The 22,214-nt window shown below is 56.9% G+C and carries 17 protein-coding genes and 1 other annotated feature; of the genes, 4 read left to right on the top strand and 13 right to left on the bottom strand.

What is annotated here, in order from left to right; all coding sequences use genetic code 11:
* Positions 1-46: 46 nt before the first annotated feature.
* The 5 genes from D3F01_RS03870 to D3F01_RS03850 all read right to left on the bottom strand — a co-directional run bounded on the left by D3F01_RS03870 (position 47) and on the right by D3F01_RS03850 (position 5,881).
* Positions 47-934, bottom strand: a complete 888-nt coding sequence (locus D3F01_RS03870; protein ID WP_097773501.1) for a putative manganese transporter — start codon at positions 932-934, stop codon at positions 47-49.
* 245 nt (positions 935-1,179) lie between these two features.
* Positions 1,180-2,253: a 3-isopropylmalate dehydrogenase gene (gene leuB / locus D3F01_RS03865; protein WP_242885984.1), complete on the bottom strand. Its 1,074-nt coding sequence runs from the start codon at positions 2,251-2,253 to the stop codon at positions 1,180-1,182.
* Between the two features lie 11 nt (positions 2,254-2,264).
* Positions 2,265-2,753, bottom strand: a complete 489-nt coding sequence (gene leuD, locus D3F01_RS03860) for a 3-isopropylmalate dehydratase small subunit (RefSeq protein ID WP_097770461.1) — start codon at positions 2,751-2,753, stop codon at positions 2,265-2,267.
* 19 nt (positions 2,754-2,772) lie between these two features.
* A complete protein-coding gene (gene leuC, locus D3F01_RS03855; RefSeq protein ID WP_242885983.1) occupies positions 2,773-4,032 on the bottom strand; it encodes a 3-isopropylmalate dehydratase large subunit in 1,260 nt (419 codons plus the stop codon).
* Positions 4,033-4,228: 196 nt separating this feature from the next.
* The gene (locus D3F01_RS03850; RefSeq protein ID WP_242885982.1) at positions 4,229-5,881 is read right to left on the bottom strand and encodes a 2-isopropylmalate synthase; all 1,653 of its coding nucleotides are present in this window, start codon (positions 5,879-5,881) and stop codon (positions 4,229-4,231) included.
* A 65-nt stretch (positions 5,882-5,946) separates the two neighbouring features.
* Positions 5,947-6,203 (bottom strand) — a binding site (T-box leader).
* Positions 6,204-6,577: 374 nt separating this feature from the next.
* On the opposite strand from D3F01_RS03850, the gene ftsH reads away from it, so the two are divergent.
* Entirely contained in the window at positions 6,578-8,404 is a 1,827-nt protein-coding gene (ftsH, locus tag D3F01_RS03845) for an ATP-dependent zinc metalloprotease FtsH (protein ID WP_242885980.1), read from the top strand.
* A gap of 91 nt (positions 8,405-8,495) precedes the next feature.
* Positions 8,496-9,125, top strand: a complete 630-nt coding sequence (locus tag D3F01_RS03840) for a transcriptional regulator, IclR family protein (RefSeq protein ID WP_097770465.1) — start codon at positions 8,496-8,498, stop codon at positions 9,123-9,125.
* Between the two features lie 113 nt (positions 9,126-9,238).
* Here the strand turns inward: D3F01_RS03840 and D3F01_RS03835 are convergent, their stop codons facing one another.
* The 3 genes from D3F01_RS03835 to D3F01_RS03825 form a co-directional block, all read right to left on the bottom strand.
* Positions 9,239-10,645 carry an InlB B-repeat-containing protein gene (locus D3F01_RS03835; protein WP_242885978.1) on the bottom strand — a complete coding sequence of 469 codons (1,407 nt, stop codon included), beginning with the start codon at positions 10,643-10,645 and terminating at the stop codon, positions 9,239-9,241.
* Positions 10,646-10,673: 28 nt separating this feature from the next.
* Complete coding sequence (locus D3F01_RS03830) at positions 10,674-11,264, bottom strand: hypothetical protein (RefSeq protein ID WP_242885976.1); 591 nt, start codon at positions 11,262-11,264, stop codon at positions 10,674-10,676.
* Positions 11,265-11,713: 449 nt separating this feature from the next.
* The gene (locus tag D3F01_RS03825; RefSeq protein ID WP_242885974.1) at positions 11,714-12,643 is read right to left on the bottom strand and encodes a TIM barrel protein; all 930 of its coding nucleotides are present in this window, start codon (positions 12,641-12,643) and stop codon (positions 11,714-11,716) included.
* A gap of 157 nt (positions 12,644-12,800) precedes the next feature.
* On the opposite strand from D3F01_RS03825, the gene D3F01_RS03820 reads away from it, so the two are divergent.
* A complete protein-coding gene (locus tag D3F01_RS03820; protein ID WP_242885972.1) occupies positions 12,801-13,013 on the top strand; it encodes a helix-turn-helix transcriptional regulator in 213 nt (70 codons plus the stop codon).
* A gap of 59 nt (positions 13,014-13,072) precedes the next feature.
* Here the strand turns inward: D3F01_RS03820 and D3F01_RS03815 are convergent, their stop codons facing one another.
* From D3F01_RS03815 to D3F01_RS03795, 5 genes are all read right to left on the bottom strand, one after another.
* Positions 13,073-14,071 carry a beta-methylgalactoside transporter gene (locus tag D3F01_RS03815; protein WP_097770481.1) on the bottom strand — a complete coding sequence of 333 codons (999 nt, stop codon included), beginning with the start codon at positions 14,069-14,071 and terminating at the stop codon, positions 13,073-13,075.
* Between the two features lie 18 nt (positions 14,072-14,089).
* A complete protein-coding gene (locus D3F01_RS03810; RefSeq protein WP_242885970.1) occupies positions 14,090-15,631 on the bottom strand; it encodes a sugar ABC transporter ATP-binding protein in 1,542 nt (513 codons plus the stop codon).
* 165 nt (positions 15,632-15,796) lie between these two features.
* Complete coding sequence (locus D3F01_RS03805) at positions 15,797-16,837, bottom strand: substrate-binding domain-containing protein (protein WP_242885968.1); 1,041 nt, start codon at positions 16,835-16,837, stop codon at positions 15,797-15,799.
* 381 nt (positions 16,838-17,218) lie between these two features.
* Positions 17,219-18,421, bottom strand: a complete 1,203-nt coding sequence (locus D3F01_RS03800) for an AraC family transcriptional regulator (RefSeq protein WP_156058488.1) — start codon at positions 18,419-18,421, stop codon at positions 17,219-17,221.
* A gap of 131 nt (positions 18,422-18,552) precedes the next feature.
* Entirely contained in the window at positions 18,553-19,941 is a 1,389-nt protein-coding gene (locus tag D3F01_RS03795) for a glycoside-pentoside-hexuronide (GPH):cation symporter (RefSeq protein WP_242885965.1), read from the bottom strand.
* Positions 19,942-20,356: 415 nt separating this feature from the next.
* Here D3F01_RS03795 and uidA point away from each other — a divergent pair, with 415 nt between their 5' ends.
* Positions 20,357-22,183 carry a beta-glucuronidase gene (gene uidA, locus D3F01_RS03790; protein WP_242885963.1) on the top strand — a complete coding sequence of 609 codons (1,827 nt, stop codon included), beginning with the start codon at positions 20,357-20,359 and terminating at the stop codon, positions 22,181-22,183.
* The last annotated feature ends 31 nt before the right edge of the window (positions 22,184-22,214 follow it).

Genomic DNA, 22,214 nt, shown 5'->3' with positions numbered 1-22,214 from the left:
CCGCTACGGGATATCCCGAAACGGCGTTTTGACTGAATATTTTACTTTAACCGAAAATGGCTACCACGATCTGTATCCCAACACCCACAGCCGCACCGGCGGCCCAGGTCAGGCCGGTGATAAAGAGGTTCTGCTTCCAGGAGGGGTTTGCCCGCCAGAGAACGGCCAGGCCCACGCCCGCGCCGGTGCACAGCCCCGCCACCAGACTGGAAAAGCGGAGGGCTCCCTCCACATAGAGCTGGGTCAGCAGGACGCTGGCGGCACAGTTGGGGATCAGCCCCACCAGTGCGGCCACCACCGGCTGGAAGAAACCCATCCGGCCCAGAGCGTCGGCAAAGACATCCTCACCCACGCCCTCCACAATGAGGCCGAACACCAGACTGAACACAAAGATGAACACGAAGATCTCCAGCGTGTGGCGAAGGGCGGCTTTCCAGATGGGGGCTGGCTTGCCCTCCTCATCGCTGTGCTCCTCGTGGCAGTCGATCTCATCGGCGCTGCCGGTATAGCCGCCCCGCAGGCTCCTGGGCAGAACGCCCCGCAGGACAAAATCCAGCACCAGGCCCACCGCAATGGCGTAGAGCACCTTGATGACCATGAGCAGCACCAGCTTATCCCAGTAGGCAGGCATGGAGACCAGCAGCGGGACCGCTTCATCACTGGTGGCAAGGAACACGGCCATCAGCGTGCCCAGGCTGATGACCCGGGACGCATAGAAATTGGACGCAATGGCAGAGAAACCGCACTGGGGCACACAGCCCAGCAGCGCCGCCGGAACAGAGCCCCAGCGTCCGCCGCCCGCCAGAATGGCTTCGATGCGCTCGCCGTGGCGGTTCTCCACATATTCAATGAACAGATAGGCCAAAAACAGGAAGGGCAGCATCTTGGCGGTGTCCACCAGAGATTCGCCCAGAACATCCAGAAACAATTCCATTTGATACTCCAAAAACAACTGTAATGTGCTTTATTGCAGCAAATTGCAATCAATTTGCATTTTCGTGCAAGAGAGATTATACACGCTCCGGATGCAAATTGCAAGAGGAATTTGCAAAAAGTTTGCGTTTTTGTTTTTGGGAGAACGAAAATGCCCTCTCCGTCAAGGCCGCAGGCCTTGCCAGCTCCCCCTTCGGGAGAGGTGGCAGCGCGTTCACGCTGACAGAGAGGGCGATTCATTTCAGATCAGATCTCGGCCACAATCGCATCACCCATAGCAGTGCAGCCCAGGCAGGTGCAGCCTTCGCTCATGTTGTCTGCCGTGCGCAGGCCCTTGTCCAGCACCTTGTTCACAGCGTTCTCAATGGCATCGGCTTCCTCAGTCATGCCAAAGGAGTAGCGCAGCATCATGGCGGCAGAGAGGATGCAGGCGGTGGGGTTGACGATATCCCTGCCTGCAATGTCGGGTGCCGAGCCGTGGATAGGCTCGTACAGGCCCCGGGTGCCATCGCCCAGAGAGGAGGACGGGATCATGCCGATGGAGCCGGTGATCATGGAGGCCTCGTCCGACAGGATATCGCCGAACATATTCTCAGTGACGATGACATCGAACTGCGCGGGGTTCTTTACGATCTGCATGGCGCAGTTGTCCACGAACATCTCGCTGTACTCCACGTCCGGGTACTCGGCCTGCAGGCGGTGCATCACACTGCGCCACAGGCGGCTGGTATCCAGCACGTTGGCCTTATCCACACAGCAGAGCTTTTTGCGGCGTTTCTGGGCGGTCTCGAAGCCGATGCGGCCAATGCGCTCGATCTCGTGCTCAGAGTAGGGCATGGAGTCGATGGCCTGCTTTTCGCCGTTCTCAAGGGTGTGGGTCTCGTGCTTGCCGAAATACACGCCGCCGATCAGCTCCCGCACGATGATGAAGTCAATGCCCTGTGCCACGATCTCAGGCTTCAGGGGGCTGGCCGGGGCCAGCTGGGGCCAGATCTTGGCGGGGCGGTTGTTGGAGTACAGGCCCATGCCCGCGCGCAGGCGCAGCAGACCCTTTTCCGGGCGCTGCTCACCGGGCAGGCCCTCCCACTTGGGGCCGCCCACGGCACCCAGCAGGACACTGTCGGCCGCAAGGCACTTGTCCAGCTCGTGCTGGGGCAGCGGGTCGCCGTATTTGTCAATGGCTTCGCCGCCCATGGCGGCATCGGTATAGTGGAAGGTGTGGCCGTACTTTTCAGCCACCTTATCAAGCACCCGGATGGTCTGTTTCACGATCTCGGGGCTGGAGCAGTCGCCCCAGATGACAGCAATGTTTTTTTCCATGGGAAAGCTCCTTACTTCTTATTTTTGATGGACTTCATCAGGCCACCGTCGGCAATGATCTTCTGGATAAACGGCGGGAAGGGTTCCGCCTGGAAGGTCTTGCCGGTGGTCTCATCGGTGATGAGGCCGGTAGTAAAATCCACGCTGACGGTATCCCCTGCGCTGATGGCATCCACAGCCTCGGGGCACTCCATGATGGGCAGACCGATGTTGATGCTGTTGCGGTAGAAGATACGGGCAAAGCTCTTGGCAATGACCACCGAGATGCCCGCGGCCTTGATGGCCACGGGGGCGTGCTCACGGGAGGAGCCGCAGCCGAAGTTCCAGCCGCCCACCATAACATCGCCGTCCCTGACGTTCCGGACAAAGTCCTTGTCGATGTCCTCCATGCAGTGGCTGGCCAGCTCCTTGGGGTCCTGGGTGTTCAGGTGGCGGGCCGGAATGATGACATCGGTATCCACGTTATCCGGGTATTTGAAAACAGAACCTTTTGCGTTCATCGTTGTTTCTCCTTTCCGATCAGACCGTGCGGGGGTCGGTGATATAGCCAGTCAGGGCGCTGGCAGCGGCAGTGGCCGGGCTTGCCAGATAGACTTCGCTCCTGACATGGCCCATGCGGCCCACAAAGTTGCGGTTGGTGGTGGAGACACAGCGCTCCCCCTCGGCCAGGATGCCCATGTAGCCGCCCAGGCAGGGGCCGCAGGTGGGGGTAGATACAATGCAGCCCGCATCGATAAAGGCCTCGGTCCAGCCGCGCAGGATGCACTCCTTATAAACCGCCATGGTGGCCGGGATGATGATGCCCCGCACACCCTTGGCAATGTGTCTGCCCTTGAGGATGTTGTAAGCGGCCTCCATATCCTCCAGACGGCCATTGGTGCAGCTGCCGATGACCACCTGATTGATCCGGATGTCCTTTCCCTCGCTGGCGGGGTGGGTGTTCTCCGGCAGATGGGGGTAGCTGACCGTGGGCTCCAGCTTGTCCAGGTCGATCTCGATGGTCTTTTCGTATTCGGCATCCGGGTCAGCCTCGTAGTAGACCGGGGTGCGCTGGCTGCGGCCGTTCAGATACGCTCTTGTGACCTCGTCCACAGGGAAGATGCCGTTCTTGGCACCCGCCTCAATGGCCATGTTGCAGACGCAGAGGCGATCCTCCATGGTCAGGAAAGCCACGCCCGGGCCGGTGAATTCCATGGACTTGTACAACGCGCCGTCCACACCGATCATACCGATGATGTGCAGGATCAGGTCCTTGCCGGATACGCAAGGGCTGAACTTTCCCTTGAGCACAAACTTGATGGCAGAGGGCACCTTGAACCATGCCATGCCGGTGGCCATACCGGCGGCCATATCAGTGGAGCCCACACCGGTGGAGAATGCGCCCAGTGCACCGTAGGTGCAGGTGTGGCTGTCGGCACCGATGATGCAGTCACCGGCGGTCACGATGCCTTTTTCGGGCAGGAGGGCATGTTCAACACCCATCTGACCCACATCGTAGAAGTTGAGGATATCATATTTGTTGGCAAACTCGCGGCACTGCTTGGACTGGGTTGCGCTCTTGATATCCTTATTGGGGACGAAGTGATCCAGCACGATGGCGATGTGCGCCCTGTCGAACACGCCGTCAAAGCCTGCCTTCTCAAACTCGTTGATGGCGACCGGGGTGGTGATATCGTTGCCCAGCACGATATCGAGCTTGGCATTGATGAGCTGGCCTGCCTTGACTTCCGGCAAGCCCGCATGTGCGGCCAGAATCTTCTGCGTCAGAGTCATTCCCATAATACTCTCTCCTTTTATTTTCCATGGTCACGCTGTCCTTCGTACAACCTCTCAGTCTCGCATTCGCTCGACAGCTCCCCTAGTAGGGGAGCCCTTGGCATTGCGTAAAGCCTCGCCTCTTTGCCAAGGCCTCTCCTACTAGGAGAGGTGGCAATGCGTTAGCATTGACGGAGAGGTTGAACAGAGTATCCGTTCATCATTTACTGTTAATTGCCGAAACCAGCGCCTTGATGCCGGCGACGATGATATCGGTGTCGGTGCCGGCACCCCAGGTCACGCTGCCATCGCCCCAGGCAAGGCCCACATAGGAAGCCGCGCGGGAGGTGCTGCCCTCGTCCAGGCTGTGCTCCGAGTAGCTTTCCAGATGGAAGTCCAGCCCGGTGGCGCTCTGGATGGCGTTGGCCACAGCATCCAGACGACCATTGCCCACAGAAGTGACCACCTTGCGCTGACCGTTCAGGTCCAGGGTGACCGTGGCGGTAATGCCGTTGACCTGTGCAAAGTGAGCCTCCACCACACGGAGGGGCTTTTCGCGGTTGAGGAAGCTCTCCTCGAAGATGCGGAGCACCTCGCCTGCACTCAGCTCCTTGTGGCTGTGGTCGGACACGCTCTTGACCTTGTAGCCCAGCACCTCGCGCATCTTGGGGGGCAGATTATAGCCGTAGTTCTGCTCCAGCACAAAGCCGATGCCGCCCTTGCCGCTCTGGCTGTTGATGCGGATGACATCGGCATCATAGGTGCGGCCGATATCGTGGGGGTCGATGGGGATGTAGGGGCAGGTCCAGCGGTGCTCGCCCCGCTCCTTGCGGTAGGCCATGCCCTTTGCAATGGCATCCTGATGGCTGCCCGAGAAGGCTGCAAACACCAGCTGACCGGCGTAGGGGGTGCGCTCGTAGATGTGCATCCGGGTCACGCGCTCGTAGGCAGCGCAGATGGCGGGCATATCGGAAAAGTCCAGCCTGGGGTCTACGCCGTGGCTGTACAGATTCATAGCCAGAGTCACGGCATCCACATTGCCGGTGCGCTCACCGTTGCCGAACAGACAGCACTCCACCCGCTGCGCACCGGCCAGAACGGCCATTTCGGCGCAGGCAACACCGGTGCCGCGGTCGTTGTGGGGATGGGTGGAAATGATCACGCTGTCACGGTACTTGAGGTGCTTGTCGCAGTACTCGATCTGGTTGGCGTAAACATGGGGCATACTCATTTCCACCGTGACAGGCAGGTTGATGATCATGGGGCGGTCAGGGGTGGGCTGCATGATGTCCAGCACTGCGTTGCAGACCTCCACGGCATAGTCCACCTCGGTGCCGGTAAAGCTCTCGGGGCTGTACTCAAACAGGAAGTTGCCCTCGTACTCCTGGCTCAGCTGTTTGACCAGCTTTGCGCCATCGGTGGCGATCTTCTTGATCTCTTCCCTGCTCTTGTGGAACACCTGCTCGCGCTGGGCCACAGAGGTGGAATTATAGAAGTGGATGACCGCGCGGGGGGCACCCTTGACAGCCTCAAAGGTCTTGCGGATGATGTGGTCACGGCACTGGGTCAGCACCTGCACGGTCACGTCCTCCGGGATCATGTTTTTCTCGATCAGGGTGCGCAGGAACTCGTACTCGGTATCGCTGGCAGCGGGGAACCCCACCTCGATCTCCTTGAAGCCGATCTTCACCAGCATCTGGAAGAATTCCAGTTTTTCCTCCAGGCTCATGGGCACGATCAGAGCCTGATTGCCGTCGCGCAGATCCACACTGCACCAGGCCGGGGCCTTTTCAATGTGATCCTTCTTCACCCAGCTGTCATAACCGGCAGGGACAGGGTAATATCCCGGTGCGTACTTGGTTGCGTCCATCATTCTCGTTTCCTCCAGATCCTACACTTAATTAAAGTAAAAGGCCCTCGTCTCCAAGGCGATAAGCCTTGAGAGACGAGGGCCTGTCATTTTTTCTAACAGAACACCCGTGGTACCACTCTCTTTGCTGGAAAACCAGCCACTCACACGATCAGCTTTTGGCGGCGAATCGCTGCCCCGGTAACGGTGGGCATCCGTCAGAGCCTACTCTCCGTTCAGCTCTGCCGCTCAGGGGCCAGTAGCCGAAACCCTCCGCACTGCCTTGCACCGCCCGGCAGCTCTCTGAAGCAGAAGAAAATCGTTTTTTCCCCGTCAACGCATTTGGTCTTTGTGTTTCAAAGTGAGCTTATTGTACCAAACGCCGGATTTGCTGTCAAGAAGTTTTGCTCATATCAAAAATGAAACAAATTCACATCAGTGGCGGCACAATTTTCCAAATTTTGCGCCAAGCGTATGGTCAGGGGCGGCGGGTGGTACCCTAAGCAAGTGTCCGCTGGGGTGGGACCCTGTTGCCGTAGGCAATAGGGCGGGCGATGGAATGGCCCGTTTCACTTGCGTGGGTACTACCCGCTGGCCCTGATGCTAGGTTTGTTAAGAATCTGGGAAGTTTTTGGAAACAAGCCCTCAAAAGGCTGGTTTCTTAAAATCAGTCGTGCTATGCTTTGGGGTAGAGACAAAGCCTACTAAGGAGGAAATCCTATGAAAGAAGTCAAGACACCGCGCAAGCCGTTGGCGATCTACTATGCCATCGTGCTGCTGATGCTGCTGCTCCTCAACTTTGTGCTGCTGCCGTGGATGGAGGAGCGCCAGATCAAAGAGGTGGACTACGGCACCTTTATGACCATGACCGAGGAGAAGAACATTGGCCGGGTAGACATTGAATCCAACCAGATCATCTTCACCGATAAGGACGAGACGCAGGTCTACAAGACAGGCCTGATGAACGACACCGGCCTGACCGAGCGGCTGTACGATGCGGGAGCCACCTTCTCCAGCGAGATCGTGGAACAGTCCTCGCCGGTGCTGAGCTTTTTGATCTGGTTCGTCCTGCCCATCATCCTGTTCTCGGCCATCGGCAACCAGATGAACAAAAAGCTGATGGAAAAGGCCGGCGGCGGCCCGGGTTCCATGATGTTTGGCGGCATGGGCAAATCCAACGCCAAGGTCTATGTGCAGTCCACGGCAGGCATCCGCTTTGCGGATGTGGCCGGTGAAGACGAGGCCAAGGAAAACTTACAGGAAGTTGTCAACTATCTGCACGACCCCAGCAAGTATGAGAGCATTGGTGCCAAGATGCCCAAGGGCATCCTGCTGGTGGGCCCTCCGGGCACCGGCAAGACCATGCTGGCCAAGGCTGTGGCCGGTGAGTCCAACGTGCCCTTCTTCTCCATTTCCGGCTCCGAGTTCGTGGAGATGTTCGTGGGCATGGGTGCCTCCAAGGTGCGCGACCTGTTCAAGCAGGCCAAGGAGAAAGCGCCCTGCATCGTGTTTATTGATGAGATCGATGCCATTGGCCAAAAGCGCAGCGGCGGCCAGTACGGCGGCAACGATGAGCGCGAGCAGACCCTGAACCAGCTGCTGACCGAGATGGATGGCTTTGAGGGTAACACCGGTGTCATCATTCTGGCCGCCACCAACCGTCCCGAATCCCTTGACCCTGCCCTGACCCGCCCCGGCCGCTTTGACCGCCGGGTGCCCGTGGAGCTGCCCGACCTCAAGGGCCGCGAGGAGATCCTGAAGGTCCACGCTAAGAAGGTCGCACTGGCCCCGGGCATCGACTTTACCACCGTGGCCCGGATGGCCTCTGGCGCGTCCGGTGCCGAGCTGGCCAACATTGTCAACGAGGCCGCGCTGCGGGCCGTCCGCGCGGGCCGCAAGAGCGTGACCCAGTCTGACCTGGAGGAGAGCATCGAGGTGGTCATTGCAGGCTACCAGAAGAAGAACTCCATCCTGACCGACCACGAAAAGTGCATCGTAGCCTACCATGAGATCGGCCACGCTCTGGTCGCCGCCAAGCAGACCCACTCCGCCCCCGTGCAGAAGATCACCATCATCCCCCGCACCTCGGGTGCTCTGGGTTACACCATGCAGGTGGACGAGGGCAACCACTACCTGATGAACAAAGAGGAGCTGGAAAACAAGATCGCCACCCTCACCGGCGGGCGTGCCGCCGAAGAAGTGGTGTTCCACTCCATCACCACCGGCGCTTCCAATGATATCGAGCAGGCCACCAAGCTGGCCCGCGCCATGCTGACCCGCTACGGCATGAGCGATGAATTTGACATGGTGGCACTGGAGACCGTCAACAACCAGTATCTGGGCGGCGACACTTCCCTTGCCTGCTCTGCCCAGACCCAGTGTGAGATCGACCAGAAGGTGGTGGAGCTGGTCAAGGCCCAGCACGCCAAGGCTGTGCAGATCCTGACCGACAACCGCACAAAGCTGGATGAGCTGGCCCAGTATCTGTACCAGAAGGAGACCATCACCGGCGACGAATTCATGGAGATCCTGAACCGGGAGGAATAATTTTTACCCCCCTGCAATAAACAAGCCGCCCGTTCCGTATTCATTACAGAACGGGCGGTTTTTCGTCCATAGTACAGGAGGTATATTTTTTATGAAGATTCTGAATACAATGCTGGGCCGTCAGGCCATTGCCGCAGCCCTGGTGCTGTCCCTTGCCATCCCCATGAGTGTCGGCGCATTTGCCGAGGAGCCTGCCGCTGCTGCTGCCGCCGATGACACCGTTGTTGCAGGCTACCTGCCCCCGCAGGACGAAAGCGTGATGCTTCAGGGCGAGATCGCGCTGCACAGCGGCGACGTTGCCGTGGGCGAGACCGACCCCGCCTACGGCGGCTACGGCGCACCGGAGGGTGACCCCATTCAGGGCGACATCATGCTGATCTCCGCTGACGAGGCAAAAACCACCGAAGCCCGGTACACCGTCAAGGGCCTGCTGGGCCGTCAGGTCCTTTACACCGCCCGGCAGGAGGGCCGGGTCCTGACGCTGGACGTGCCGGACTGTGCCGCCACCTTCCGCACCACCATTCAGGACATGAAGACTCTGATGGAGCAGGGCGTGTCCACGCTGGTGCTCACCACCGAGAAGGGCTCCACCACCCTGAACCTTTCCCTGCTGTGCGAGGGCCAGACCGACACCCAGCGGGTGGTGCTGCGGCAGCTGGGCAACAGCGCTTTCCTGACGGTTGGCCTGCGCTGCCGCCGCGACCTCATCGTGGGCCGCTGAGTGGGTTGTGTTCCCCTTCCTGAAGCTTAACAAAACACAGCAGGAGCGCTCTGCCGGTATGACCCGGTGGGGCGCTCCTGCTGTGTTTGGGATATATCAGAGGATGTCAAATTTTACTGCGCATTCTGCTTGAGGTCCTGTGCCTTCTTCCAAGCACGCAACACGCTGATCTTGGTAACCATGTTGTCCGGATAGAACTTCACCTGTTCAGGGGGCAGCTCTGCATCCTGATCGTTCAGGTCAGGCAGGAGGTCGTGCTCCATGGCCCAGCGGGCAGCATGCTGCAGATCCATATCCTGTTCTTCCTGGCCAACATCGGGGTAGAGGATCTCAGATTCCGGCATAGGCTTGCCTGCATCCTCCCACAGCATCATTGCAAGAGCACTGCGGTTGCTGGGGAAGTAAGGCAGACCCCACATCTTGCCCACAAGATCGGTGCCCAGCGTGTAGCCGACCAGTGCGCCGCCAGCCACAACAGCCGTACCGACAATGATGGGGCCAACAACATCAGAACCATCCTCAATGTCAGCGCTGCGGTACTGTGCGGCCACATCCACATCACCATTCATGGTAAAGGTAATGGCCTCAGCCTTGTAATCCTGATCCAGCGGCAGGTCAAAATTGCCGGTAGACCAGAGATCAAACACCATACCCTCGGGAACCTTCGTCTGGTCCAGCGTCACGGTGACTTCTGCACCATCCGGCACAAGGCAGGTCTGCTTGCCGCTGGTCTCATCGGTGCTGGTTTCCAGTGTATCGGTCACATCAATGTCGCCGTTTTTCACAGCAAAGGTGCCGCCGGTCACGGTCAGGGTATGATTGACGACAGGCTCATCCTTCTTCCACTGTGCCGTAAACACTTCATCACCCGTCAGGACAAGCTCACTCCCGGCTTTATAGAGCTTACCGTTAAGGCTCAGCCATCCAGCAAACTGGTAGCCTTCTCGTGTGGGAGCCGCTGCAAGCGTCACGCTCTCATTTTGACGGTAATTAGCATCGCTGTAGTTGGCAGTTGCGTCACCATCGCCTCCATTCAGGTTGTACTGGAGGCGGTACACGCTGGCAGTTTCCCATTCTTTTTTCGTCCAGCCGCAGTACTTGCATTCTTTTGTCACTTCACGCTTATCAATACGCTCGGCGTCGCTCGATGTCCACTCCGAATAGCTGGTGGTAAAGGCCTTGTCATGCTCACCATCGGTATAGGAGTGTGTCAGCTTCACGCCGTCATTCCAGACCAGCTCATCGTTCCAGTACACCTGTGTCCGACCACTATTGTTGTCCTTTTTACCGCCAAAGCCGAACATCCGCGAGCAGGTCGTTTTATCCCGGTCTTTTTCATCCAGGTTTGCAGTAGAATTGTTGATATGGATGATGTACCTATAGCCGGCCATGTTGCTGTCGTTGATGTTCAGCGCTTGCTTTCTTGCAAAGATAGAGGAAATAGAATTCACGGTGCAGTTGTTAAAGTTAACCTTAATATCCCGTTTTCCTGCACCGTAATCCGTGTAAACATTGATCACTTTTCCCGTTGCATTGAAGGTGCAGTTATCAAATGTCATGGTCGGGGGAGCAATACGTCCAAATCGCATAATCGGAGGGTGGAGCATAGAAGGTCGTATCAGTGAACACTGCACTGGTATAGCCCCAGTAGAAGGTCTTGCCGTAGATTTCGCAGTGATCCACCACTGTATTATCAATGTAGGTAAAGCCAAGATAATCTTTACTGCCGGTGCAAAGCTTCATATTTTTGAAGGTGACCGTTCCGGCCCCCTGAAAGCTGTAATCGGAGTTATATTCTGTGCCAAAAAGCGCCGGGTTCGGCACCGTAGGACCGATCTGCCAGGTCGTTTTGTCAGTTCCCTGCCCCACAAAGGTCAGGTCTTTTCCCTTGGTCGTATCGGTGCTGGGGATATTGTACAGTGTATAACTGCCCTCGCCAAGGGTGATGGTAGTGGTCTCACCTTTCTTTGCCGCTTTCACAGCATCTACCAAGGACGTATAGCCCTGATCTCCGATCCATGCTACATACTCTCCGGTGCCGGGTGCGTCCTCCGCAAAAGCCAGCATGGGAAGCATCTGAAGCATCATTGCCACTGCCAGCAGGGCCGCCAAAAACCGGTTCTGACTTTTCTGTTTCAACTTTCTTCATTCCTTTCATCGCTATTTGCATTTTTGCAACGGATTCCCCGCAAGGAACCCTCCAGATTCCTACCGCACTGTCACCTCCCCTGTAGGTTCCATTTTCCGCATTGCAGGTCTCAGCCAGGCTGCTGAGTGCTTTGTTCTCAAAGGAATTTCTTGTCATTTCATTATACCCCCCCTAAATTAAAATCAAGTACTTTGAAAACTTTTGTCAATATTCACAAATCAGGTATCCTCTTTCGGTCATTTCCACGAAACTGCCTTTGACAAAGAAAAAAGCGGCCTGCCAGTGACTGACAAGCCGCAAAATATTGTCCTATTCCAGATGAAAAGCTGCTGACAGCATCTGGCCCAGCTTTTTTGCCGCAAACAGCAGAAGCCCCCCGCCGGTTCTCCCGGCAGGGGGCTTCTGCTGTGGCAGTTTATGGGTAAACAGAGAGTGGATATCAATTGAGAATGGGATTCAGGATCTCGACCAGTGCATGATACTGGGTGGCGTAAGCTTCTGCGCCGTCCTTGGGGCGGCCCGGCTCGGCCATCTCGGACTTCATCTTCTCGACGATCGGGTTATTCTCAAACTGGAGCTTCTGGCTCTCACCGCCTTTTGCTCCCGGTGCAAAGAAATCAAACATTGCCAGGTGGGGCTCCAGCGTCAGGAAGCCGTGGTAGCCCTCCTCGCAGAAAGCCCGGCGAAGCAGCTCAGGGATCTTGCCAAGGCCGGTGCCTGCGGGCACATTCAGCAGGCAGCCGGGCAGAGCATCCTTGATGTGGATATAAGCGATCTGGTCATGGAGCAATTCCCAGCACTCCGCGGTGTCCTGCTCACACTGAACAAAGTTGGCAAAATCGAACGCCGCCTTGAAGTGGGGGCAGGCCAGCCGGTCGAACAGCAATTTGCAGCGGGCACCGGTGTCTCCGTAGATGCCCTTCTCGTTTTCATGGAGCAGGACAACGTCATGCTTTTCCGCGATCCGGATAAACTGACGCAGCTTATCCAGCACCACATCGGTATAGCTGTCTGCATCGGCATCCTTGGGGATGAGGAAGCTGAACATCCGGATGAAGGAGCAGTCCAGGAGCTTTGCGTTCTCGCAAAGGGTCTCCAGCTGTTCCAGCTGCTTGGCAAAGCCCTCTTCATCGTCCACTTCCACCTTGCCGATGGCCGTACCCAGGCTGGAAACGCCCACGCCTGCGGCCCGCAGCTTTGGCAGAAGAACCGTGCGCACTTCCTCGGGGGTGTAATCGGCAATGCCCTTGTGCTCGGCGCTGCGGATGCAGATATACTTCATCCCCAGATCCGTCACAGTTTTGAGCTGCTGGTCAAAGTCCTGGCTGATCTCATCCGCAAAACCGGAAATTTTTTCGTAAACGCTCATAAGACACACCTCATTCAACGATCTTTGTTTTCCGAACTTAACAGCACTGTTTCTGGCTTGTAGTATACCACTTCCCCGGGAGCTGTGTTATAATAAATCGAAGGAAAATATCAAAATTCAAAGAACGTTCATAAATTCAACGCAACTGCCAAACAATGTGGATGGATCATCCAAGACCATCCATGAGTATCTGGTAGACAGCCGCCTGCAAACAGCACGGCTGCTGCTGCTCACCACGGAAAAAAGCGTCAGCGACATTGCTGCCGAGCTGGGGTTTGCCTCCGCCAGCCACCTTGGAAGCCTGTTCAAGCAGCAGGAGGGGCTGACACCCCGCCAGTACCGCCTGCAGCAGCGGCAGCTGGGAAAATAACAGCAGAAGCCCCCCGCCGGTTCTCCCGGCGGGGGGCTTCTCTGTATGCGAATGAGGGGTTACTTCTTTGCCAGGTACTTACGGATATCGATGGCCACAGCCACGATGATGACAAGGCCCTGGACGATATAGGTGTAAGAGGAGTTGACGTTCATAAACTGCAGAGCGACCTTCATCAGCTCAAAGACCAGAACGCCAACCAGAATGCCGGGCACGGTGCCGACACCGCCGGTGGTAGAAACGCCGCCGATGGTGGAAGCTGCGATAGCATCCAGCTCATAGCCCTGTGCAGTGTTGACGGATGCGCCGCCGGACTTTGCAGCCAGCAGGCAGCCTGCCAGACCGAACATGCAGGAGGCCAGGATGTAGATGCGGATCTTGGTGGCGTAAACGTTAACACCGGCCACCTCAGCAGCAGCTTCGTTGCCGCCGATGGCGTACATGTACTTGCCGTGACGGGTCTTGTTGTACAGGAACCAGAAGCACACAGCCACGATCAGGGCGATCCAGATCAGCACGGGGACCTTCAGGATGGTGTTGGAGGCCAGAGAGGTGAAGTCCTTGTTCAGGGAGCCGATGGGGGTACCGCCGGTGTAGACCAGGCAGATACCGTAGACGACCTGCTGCATACCCAGGGTAGCGATAAAGGGCTGGACCTTCAGGTAAGAAACGACCAGACCGTTGCACAGACCTACGATGGCGCAGATGGCAATGACCAGAATAAAGACCACCGGGGTGGGCAGAGTGGGCATGTTGGGGTAGAACTTACCGGCAGCGCCCTCGGTCTGCGCAAAGATGCAGGCCAGGCAGGCAGCAAAACCAGCCAGACGGCCTGCGGACAGGTCGTTGCCGGTGGTGATCAGACAGCCGGAGATGCCCAGCGCGATGATGTAGCGGATGGACACGTTCTTGAACAGGTTGATCAGGTTTGCAGGTGCAAAAAAGTTCGGATGGATGATGCCGACGAACAGAGAGACGAGCAGCATCAAAACGATAATGGCGTTGTTGCCCAGCCATTTCTTTACGGATTTACCCGTTAATTTCTTGGTAGCTTCCACAATAGACAGCCTCCTTGTTTACTGATTGGCCGCTGCCGTTTCGGGCGCGGTCTCAAACTGGGTAGCCAGCTCCATGATGTTCTCCTGGGTCGCGTCCTTGCCGTCGATGAAGCCGGTGATGCGGCCATCGCACATGACCATGACGCGGTTGGACATGCCAATGATCTCGCTCATTTCAGAGGAGATCATAATGATGCTCTTGCCCTGCTTGGCCAGATCGGCAATGATGCAGTAGATCTCGTACTTTGCACCAACGTCGATGCCGCGGGTGGGCTCGTCCAGGATCAGGACATCGGGGTTATTTGCCAGCCAGCGGGCGATCAGCACCTTCTGCTGGTTGCCGCCGGACAGGCTCTTGATCTGGGTCTTGGGGCTGGGCACCTTGATGGCCATCTTTTCCTTATTGGTCGCCACCAGATCCAAAATCTTCTTGTCATCCAGCATGATGGGGCCCTTGCGCAGAGCGTCCAGCGATGCAATGGAGATGTTATCGGCCACGCTCAGCACACCCATGATGCCGGTTGCGCGGCGGTCCTCGGTCAGCAGAGCCACGCTCTTCCGGATGGCATCCCGGGGCTGCTTGATGTTGACCTCTTCGCCCTTGATCCACACCTTACCGGTGGTGTGAGCACGCAGACCAAAGATGCCTTCCATCAGCTCGGTGCGCTGTGCGCCCACCAGACCGGCCACGCCCAGGATCTCGCCCTTTTTCAGCTCAAAGCTGCAATGGCGGAAGGAGCGCGGATGGATGGAGGTGAAATCCTCCACCTTCATCATCACTTCCTCGGAGGGGTGGTTCTCCAGCGGCGGGAACAGATTGGACAGTTCGCGGCCGACCATCTTGGCGATGATCTGCTCCTTGGTCATCTCAGCCACATTCCACTTGCCGATGTAATGGCCGTCACGCATGATGGTCACTTCGTCAGCAATGACCTTGATCTCATCCATCTTGTGGCTGATGTAGACCAGTGCAACGCCCTGCTCCTTCAGCTCACGCATGATGCGGAACAGCGATTCCACTTCATTGGCGGTCAGGGACGAGGTGGGCTCGTCCAGGATCAGCACCTTGCAGTTTGCGGAAACAGCCTTTGCAATTTCCACCATCTGCATCTGGGCAATGCTCAGGCTGCCCAGCTTTGCGTGGGAATTGATCTGCAGCTTCAGCTTCTTCAGCAGTGCATCGGTATCCTTGTACATTTTAGCATGGTCCACTGTGGTCACCGGGCCATACTTCTTGGTGGGGTAGCGGCCCAGCCAGATATTCTCAGCCACGGTACGGGCCGGGATGGGCTGCAGCTCCTGATGCACCATGGCAATGCCGCGGTCCAGTGCATCCAACGGGTTCGCAACAACGACCTTTTCTCCCTCGTATTCGATCTCGCCCTCGTCCATCTTGTAAATGCCGAACATGCACTTCATCAGGGTGGACTTACCGGCACCGTTTTCGCCCATCAGGGCCATAACTTTACCGGGGCGAAGCTCCAACTGCGCGTGGTCCAGCGCTTTTACGCCGGGGAAGGTCTTGACCACGCCTTTCATTACCAGACGGTATTCTGACATTCCGCAGAGCCTCCTTATCTTGCAATTTGCAGGCCGCGCGGTGCGTCCTTTCTAAAAGAAGGCGCGTGCGCCCGAGAGAAATCTCGCACGCACGCGCTTTTAAGCTTTTACCAAGCCATAGGACTCACTGCGTACCTTGCAAACGTGAGTTTTGTGCCACAGGAATTAGAGGTACTGTGCTGCGTTCTCGGCAGTGACCTTGACGTAGTCGACCCAGTAGTACTCCTCAACGTCCTTGCCCTCAACAAACAGCTGAGTAGCCTCGGCAGCCTTGGTAGCCTGGCCCACGTCGTCGTTCAGAACGGTACCGGTCATCTTGCCGTCAACAACGTTCTGGACAGCCTCTTTCAGTGCGTCAACACCGACCAGGTAGATGTCCTTGCCAACAGTACGGCCAGCCTGCTCGATGGACTGCAGAGCACCCAGAGCCATTGCGTCGTTGTTGCAGAACACAACTTCGATCTTCTCGCCGTACTGTGCCAGAGCGTTTGCAACGTCCTGCTGTGCGGTGGTCTGATCCCAGTTGTCCAGGTACTCGTACAGGCACTCCACTTCCTTGTTGGCATCGGTCAGAGCCTTGATGGAGTACTCAGTGCGGTACTGAGCATCGATGTTCTCGGGGTCGCCCTTGCACATGATGTAGGTGATCTTGCCGTCGCCGTTGATATCGCCCTGGGTCTCAGTCTCCAGGATCAGCTCGCCCTGGTAAGTACCGGACTGACGTGCGTCAGCGCCAACGTAGCAGCACTTGCCTGCGTAGGAGTCCAGAACAGCCTTCTCGGGCTCACGGTTGATGAAGACGATGGGAGTGCCGGAGGGAGAAATGGTATCCACGATGGTCTGTGCAGAGGTGGTCTGAACAGGGTTGATGATCAGAACGTCAACGCCCTGCTGCAGGAAGGTGTTGATCTGCTCGGTCTGGGTGTTCTGGTCGTTCTTGCCGTCAACGATGGTCACGGAGTAGCCCTTATCCTTCAGGTACTCTTCCAGGTCGGTGCGGTACAGGGTCATAAAGTTATCAGCAAACTGATAGATGCAGACACCGACGTTTGCGCTGCCGGTTGCAGCCTCAGAAGCAGCTGCAGAGGAAGCAGCGGTAGAGGAAGCAGCAGTGGAGCTGGAGGAGCCGCCGCAGGCGGTCAGAACGCCGGCAGCACCCACAACAGCAGAAGCCTTCATAAAGTCACGACGGGAAATCATTTTCATAATCTTGTTCTCCTTCATTCGCATATCACAGCATCTCATGGAATATACTTACATGTACGTTCCACGGTTTCTGTTTGTATTATAACCATCTGAAAAAAAGTTCGCAATGGGACAAGTTCACAAGATTCCGGCCGTTTCTTTGTGCATTCTTCACAGTTGATATTGTTGTGTACAACATTCTTTTTGATATCAAGCACAAAATCGGTCAAAAATGCAACATACATCCAAATTCCATGCCAAAAATCCATAAATCCTTTCAAAATGGTTACAACATCATTCTGTTCATGCAACAAATTTCTCTGTACAGAAAATGCCCGTTTTTCCCGGGAGTTTTGCACAAAACGTACATTTCCGGGAAAAACCGGGCATTTTTTTCATTTTTCACTTTTCTTTGTGTTCGCGGCGGTAGCGGGTAGGGGTGACTCCCAGCGTCTTTTTGAAGATCTTTGTAAAATAATTCACGTCCAGAATGCCCACCTCCTCGGCCACGGCGGCAATGGTGTGGTTGTTCTGCACCAGCAGCTGGGCCGCGCGGTTGACGCGCTGGGTGTTGATATAATCGATCAGAGTGCTGCCGGTCTCCTGCTTGAACAGCGCCGACAGGTACGATGGGCTGATGAAGCACATGGCGGCCAGACTTTTCAGCGTCAGCGGCTCGGCCACGTTCAAGTTGACGTAGTTCATCACCTTCTGCACCGCAGGCGAATACTCCTTCAGCGAGTAGCGGCGGACATAGGCACAGTAATCCCGCGTCATCTGCCACATCATCTCGTTGGGCACCTCGTTGGCTTCCTCAATGATGCGGCTGTACTTGCTGGAAATGGCATCGATATAATAGGGATGCACCTTGCTGGGTTCAATGGCCTTGCGCAGCAGGGTGTTCAGCACGATCATCTTGTTCTTTTGCTGGTAGAGCGTCCCCTCGAACCGGCCGCCGTAGGTAAAGCGGGAGTGCTGGTGCATGGCCTCGATGGCGGCTTCCTCATCGCCCCGGGCCACCGCATCCAGAATGCGGTTCTCTGATTCGTACCGCTGCTCCAGCATCGTGACCGGGATCTCCTTCTGGAACTCCGGCTCGTGGAAATAGCGGGTATCCGGGTGGAACTGGAAGGGCAGGAATTCCTTCAGCTCCTGCACCGGGACAGTGCAGCCGAACATCGTATCCACCACAACCCGCAAAGCTCCATAGAAATCGCTGGCCTCCAGGATCTTCACGCCGTTGTAGTACTCCTGCACAGCGGCCTCTCCGGCTTCCCCCAGATAACGCCTGACCCATTTGCGGGCGCTCGGGGTGCGGGGGCCCACCGTCCAGGGTCCAATGAGAAAGACCGTGTTTTTTTCATCGGGGATGCGGAACAGGGCAAAGTGCAGCTCAAAGGTACCCTCCACCAGCAGCAGGGTATTTTCAGGGGTGCTGTCCAGCAGCAGCTGGCCGAACTCCTGCCAGTCGAACTGGGGGTCCAGCGATCGCCGCAGGCCGTAGTCAAACTCTTCCAACCCCTCAAAGGGCGGGGTGACCCGCCGGGTCGGGATATTCTGCACCGCTGCCAGCTTTGTAAGGATCTGCAAAGGATCCACCCGCATCGTACACCGCTCCTTTTTCCTGTTGTTCCGCTCGTGCCATTGTGTCATTCTTGATATATTAGTATACATCAATTTTGAAGCAGAAACAAGCCGCCCACAGGAATTTCCCGTGGGCGGCTTGATCCGTTTCCTTACTTATTATGGCGCTGTGCCAGTGCGGCCACGTTCTCCTCCACCTTCTGTTTGGTCAGGGGGTAGATGAAGAACAGGCTCAGGGCCACGGCCACAAAGCCGATGGCGGGGGCAATACAGGAGATGTTGAAGATGCCCATGGTGACCTCCGGGTCAAAGGCAGTGGCGGCGCTGTAACCGATCATGGTCAGCAGGCCGCCGGTCAGGCCGGAAGAGAACGCCTGACCCAGCTTGCGGGCAAAGGAGTAGACCGCATAGATGGTGCCGTCCTCACGGATGCCGTTGCGGACCTCGGAATCATCGATGACATCGGTGATCATTGCCCAGATGATGGTGTTGAAGAAGCCCAGGCAGATGAAGGCGGCACAGTAGAAGCCGACATAGACCCAGACATTGGCGGGCTTGAGAACAAAGCAGATGATCTCCAGCACCGTGGCCACGATGCAGGATACGGTGGCCAGCTCCTTTTTACCAAACCTGCCGGCCAGCTTGGAGGCAAAGGGTGCACAGACGAGCAGGATCAGCACGCTGCTCAGCAGAGAAGCGGTAGACTGGGCGGCGGCGCTGCCGTAGAAGTTGGGGAACACATAGCCTGCCATGCCCTGCATGGTCAGCATGGCCAGCAGCAGGAAAAGGGCGGCAGCAATGATGCCCAGCAGGGCACGGTTGGTGAACACGCTCTTGAGCATCTTGCCAATGTCCATCTTGCTGTTGTTGGCTGGCACATCCACACGCTCACGCACCAGGTGAAAGCAGAGCAGGTAGCAGAGGATGGCGCAGACAGAGAAAACGCCTGCAATGATGGTCATGCGGCTGCCGGAGAGGACCGTCTGACCATTGACGGTGACGTAAGCCACCATGGGGGTGCCAACGCCGATCACAAGGCCGGCTAGGGTGCTGCCGATGGTACGCCAGGTGGACAGCTCTGCGCGGTCCTTGGGGTCAGCAGAGATGGCGGAAGCCATGGAGCCGTAAGGGATGTTGACGGAGGTGTAGAAGATGGAGCCCCACAGGATATAGGTCACAAAGAGCCATGCCACCTTGAAGCCGTAGGACATCCCGGCCAGACCGGACTGGAAGATGAGGAAGGATGCGATGGCCACAGGGCCGCACATCCGCTTGAGCCAGGGGCGGAACTTGCCGTCCTTGGTGGGCTTGGAGCGGTCCACGATCTGGCCCATGGTCACATCGGTGAAGGCATCCACAAAGCGGGCGATCATCATGATCATGCCCACAACACCGGCGCTCACGCCCATCACGTCGGTATAGAACTTCATCAGGAAGCTGGACGACAGGATAAAAGTAAAATCGTTGGCGAAATCGCCGAACATATAGCCGACCTTGTCCCGCATCCCAAACGGGGTGGTCTTTTGCATTTCATTTGCCATTGTATTCTCCTTCGGTGGTCAATTCAAACGGTACAGTGTCCCTTCTGCTGTATCCAAGTTTGTACTCCAATATTATGACAAACTTTTATCAAAAAATGTTAGAATATTTTTTAGGTGAATTCGTACAATTTTAAGGTATTGTTTTTGTATATTTTCACAGTTCGTTCACATTCCGTTTTTTCCTCTTTTTCCCAGCATTCACTTTTTGTGGCACTCTTTACGGAAGTTTTTAAACCCGGACGGAGATAATAGGTATTCTGCCCAGAGCAGCGCCTGTTTTCCTGAAAAAAGTCTGGATTTATTCAAAAATCTTTCTATCCCTTTTATAAAATTTCTGTCATACTGGGTATAAAGACAATAAACGCCCCTGTGGCACGCAAAATGCCGCCGGGCTGATGAATGTGAGGTCATCCTGATGAACCGCTCCCTGCTGTATCCCCGCGCTACCACTACCCGCCGTCTCATCGGCCTGGACGGGATGTGGCGTTTCAGCTTCGACCCCGAGAGCAAGGGTGTGGAGGCCGGATGGGCGCTGGAACTGCCCTCCTCTCTTTCCATGCCGGTGCCTGCCTCCTTCTGCGACCTGTTCACCGACAAGGCCTCCCGCGAATACTGCGGTGATTTCTGGTACGAGACCAGCTTTTTTGTCCCTGCGGAATGGAGCGGCTGGGACATTGTTCTCCGGTTTGGCTCGGTCACCCACCGGGCCCGGGTCTTTGTCAATGGCGTGGAGGTGGCCCAGCACGAGGGCGGCTTCCTGCCCTTTGATGCCACCGTGACCAACATCGTTCGCTACAACCAGTTCAACAAGCTCAGTGTTCTGGCAAACAACGAGCTCAGCGAAACGATGCTGCCCGCAGGCACCACCCGCACCCTTGCGGATGGCAGAAAGGTCGCCGCCCCCTACTTTGATTTTTACAACTACGCCGGCATCCACCGGCCCGTCTGGCTGATGGCCCTGCCCAGGGAGCGGGTGCTGGACTACTCCACCCGATACCGCCTGACCGAGACCGGGGCCGAGATCGACTATACCGTGTCCACCAACGGCCCCCACCCCGTGACTGTGGAGCTTTACGACGGCACCACCCGGGTGGCCGAAAGCTCCGGCACCACCGGCACACTGGTGGTCAAAAACGCCAAACTGTGGAATGTCCACGCCGCCCATCTCTACGATCTGGTCATCCGCATCCACGAGGGCAGCGCGGTGGTGGACGAGTATCTGGACCGGATCGGCATCCGCACCTTTGAGATCCGGCACGGGCGTTTCCTGCTCAACGGCAGCCCGGTCTATCTGCGGGGCTTTGGCCGGCACGAGGATGCCGACATCCGGGGCCGTGGGCTCGACCTGCCCACCGTCAAGCGGGATTTTGAGCTGATGAAGTGGATCGGCGCAAACTGCTTCCGCACCAGCCACTACCCCTACGCTGAGGAGATCTACCAGATGGCCGATGAGGAGGGCTTCCTCATCATTGACGAAGTCCCCGCCGTGGGCTTTATGCAGAGCACAGCCAACTTTCTGGCCGCCAATCAGGGCAACGGCAGGCAGCAGGGCTTTTTTGAGAAGGAGACCACGCCTGCGCTGCTCAAGAACCACAAGGCAGCCCTGACCGATATGATCGACCGGGACAAGAACCACCCCTCGGTCATCGCATGGAGCCTGCTCAACGAGCCTCAGTGCACCAGCGCGGGCACCGAGGAATACTTCAAGCCCCTGTTCGAGCTGGCCCGCCGCCTCGACCCCCAGAAGCGCCCCCGTACTTATACGGTCCTGATGACCAGCCTGCCCGACACCAGCAAAGGCCAGCGCTTTGCCGATTTTGTCAGCCTGAACCGCTACTACGGCTGGTATGTACTGGGCGGGGCCGGGCTGGCGGATGCCGAAGCCGCCTTCCACCATGAGATGGAAGGCTGGGCAAAAGTCCTGCATGGCCGCCCGCTCATCTTCACTGAGTACGGCACCGACAACCTGAGCGGTGCGCACAAGCTCCCCAGCGTGATGTGGAGTGCCGAGTACCAGAATGAATATCTGGAGATGACCCACGCCGTGTTCGACCACTACGATTTCGTGCAGGGTGAGCTGGTGTGGAATTTTGCCGATTTCCAGACCACCGAGGGCATCCTGCGGGTGGACGGCAACAAAAAAGGCATCTTTACCCGCCAGCGCCAGCCCAAGGATGCGGCGTATCTCTTCCGGAAGCGGTGGACAACGCTGCCGATCGATTTCAAGAAGCGGAAAAAATGAATCCAGAAAACAGCAGCGCCCTGCCGGTTTG

Source organism: Faecalibacterium sp. BCRC 81149, from assembly GCF_022750605.1.
Lineage (GTDB): Bacteria > Bacillota > Clostridia > Oscillospirales > Ruminococcaceae > Faecalibacterium > Faecalibacterium duncaniae.
Note: the sequence above shows the minus strand (reverse complement) of the source record. Positions and strands in the feature narration are given on the sequence as shown.

Excerpts from the sequence above, each read along its gene's own strand:
- D3F01_RS03825 (WP_242885974.1), bottom strand. The coding sequence starts at position 12,643 with ATGAGCGTTTACGAAAAAATTTCCGGTTTTGCGGATGAGATCAGCCAG.
- leuB (WP_242885984.1), bottom strand. The coding sequence starts at position 2,253 with ATGGAAAAAAACATTGCTGTCATCTGGGGCGACTGCTCCAGCCCCGAG.
- D3F01_RS03805 (WP_242885968.1), bottom strand. The coding sequence starts at position 16,837 with ATGAAAATGATTTCCCGTCGTGACTTTATGAAGGCTTCTGCTGTTGTG.
- leuC (WP_242885983.1), bottom strand. The coding sequence starts at position 4,032 with ATGGGAATGACTCTGACGCAGAAGATTCTGGCCGCACATGCGGGCTTG.
- D3F01_RS03840 (WP_097770465.1), top strand. The coding sequence starts at position 8,496 with ATGAAGATTCTGAATACAATGCTGGGCCGTCAGGCCATTGCCGCAGCC.
- D3F01_RS03800 (WP_156058488.1), bottom strand. The coding sequence starts at position 18,421 with ATGCGGGTGGATCCTTTGCAGATCCTTACAAAGCTGGCAGCGGTGCAG.
- D3F01_RS03795 (WP_242885965.1), bottom strand. The coding sequence starts at position 19,941 with ATGGCAAATGAAATGCAAAAGACCACCCCGTTTGGGATGCGGGACAAG.
- uidA (WP_242885963.1), top strand. The coding sequence starts at position 20,357 with ATGAACCGCTCCCTGCTGTATCCCCGCGCTACCACTACCCGCCGTCTC.
- leuD (WP_097770461.1), bottom strand. The coding sequence starts at position 2,753 with ATGAACGCAAAAGGTTCTGTTTTCAAATACCCGGATAACGTGGATACC.
- D3F01_RS03870 (WP_097773501.1), bottom strand. The coding sequence starts at position 934 with ATGGAATTGTTTCTGGATGTTCTGGGCGAATCTCTGGTGGACACCGCC.
- D3F01_RS03850 (WP_242885982.1), bottom strand. The coding sequence starts at position 5,881 with ATGATGGACGCAACCAAGTACGCACCGGGATATTACCCTGTCCCTGCC.
- D3F01_RS03810 (WP_242885970.1), bottom strand. The coding sequence starts at position 15,631 with ATGTCAGAATACCGTCTGGTAATGAAAGGCGTGGTCAAGACCTTCCCC.
- ftsH (WP_242885980.1), top strand. The coding sequence starts at position 6,578 with ATGAAAGAAGTCAAGACACCGCGCAAGCCGTTGGCGATCTACTATGCC.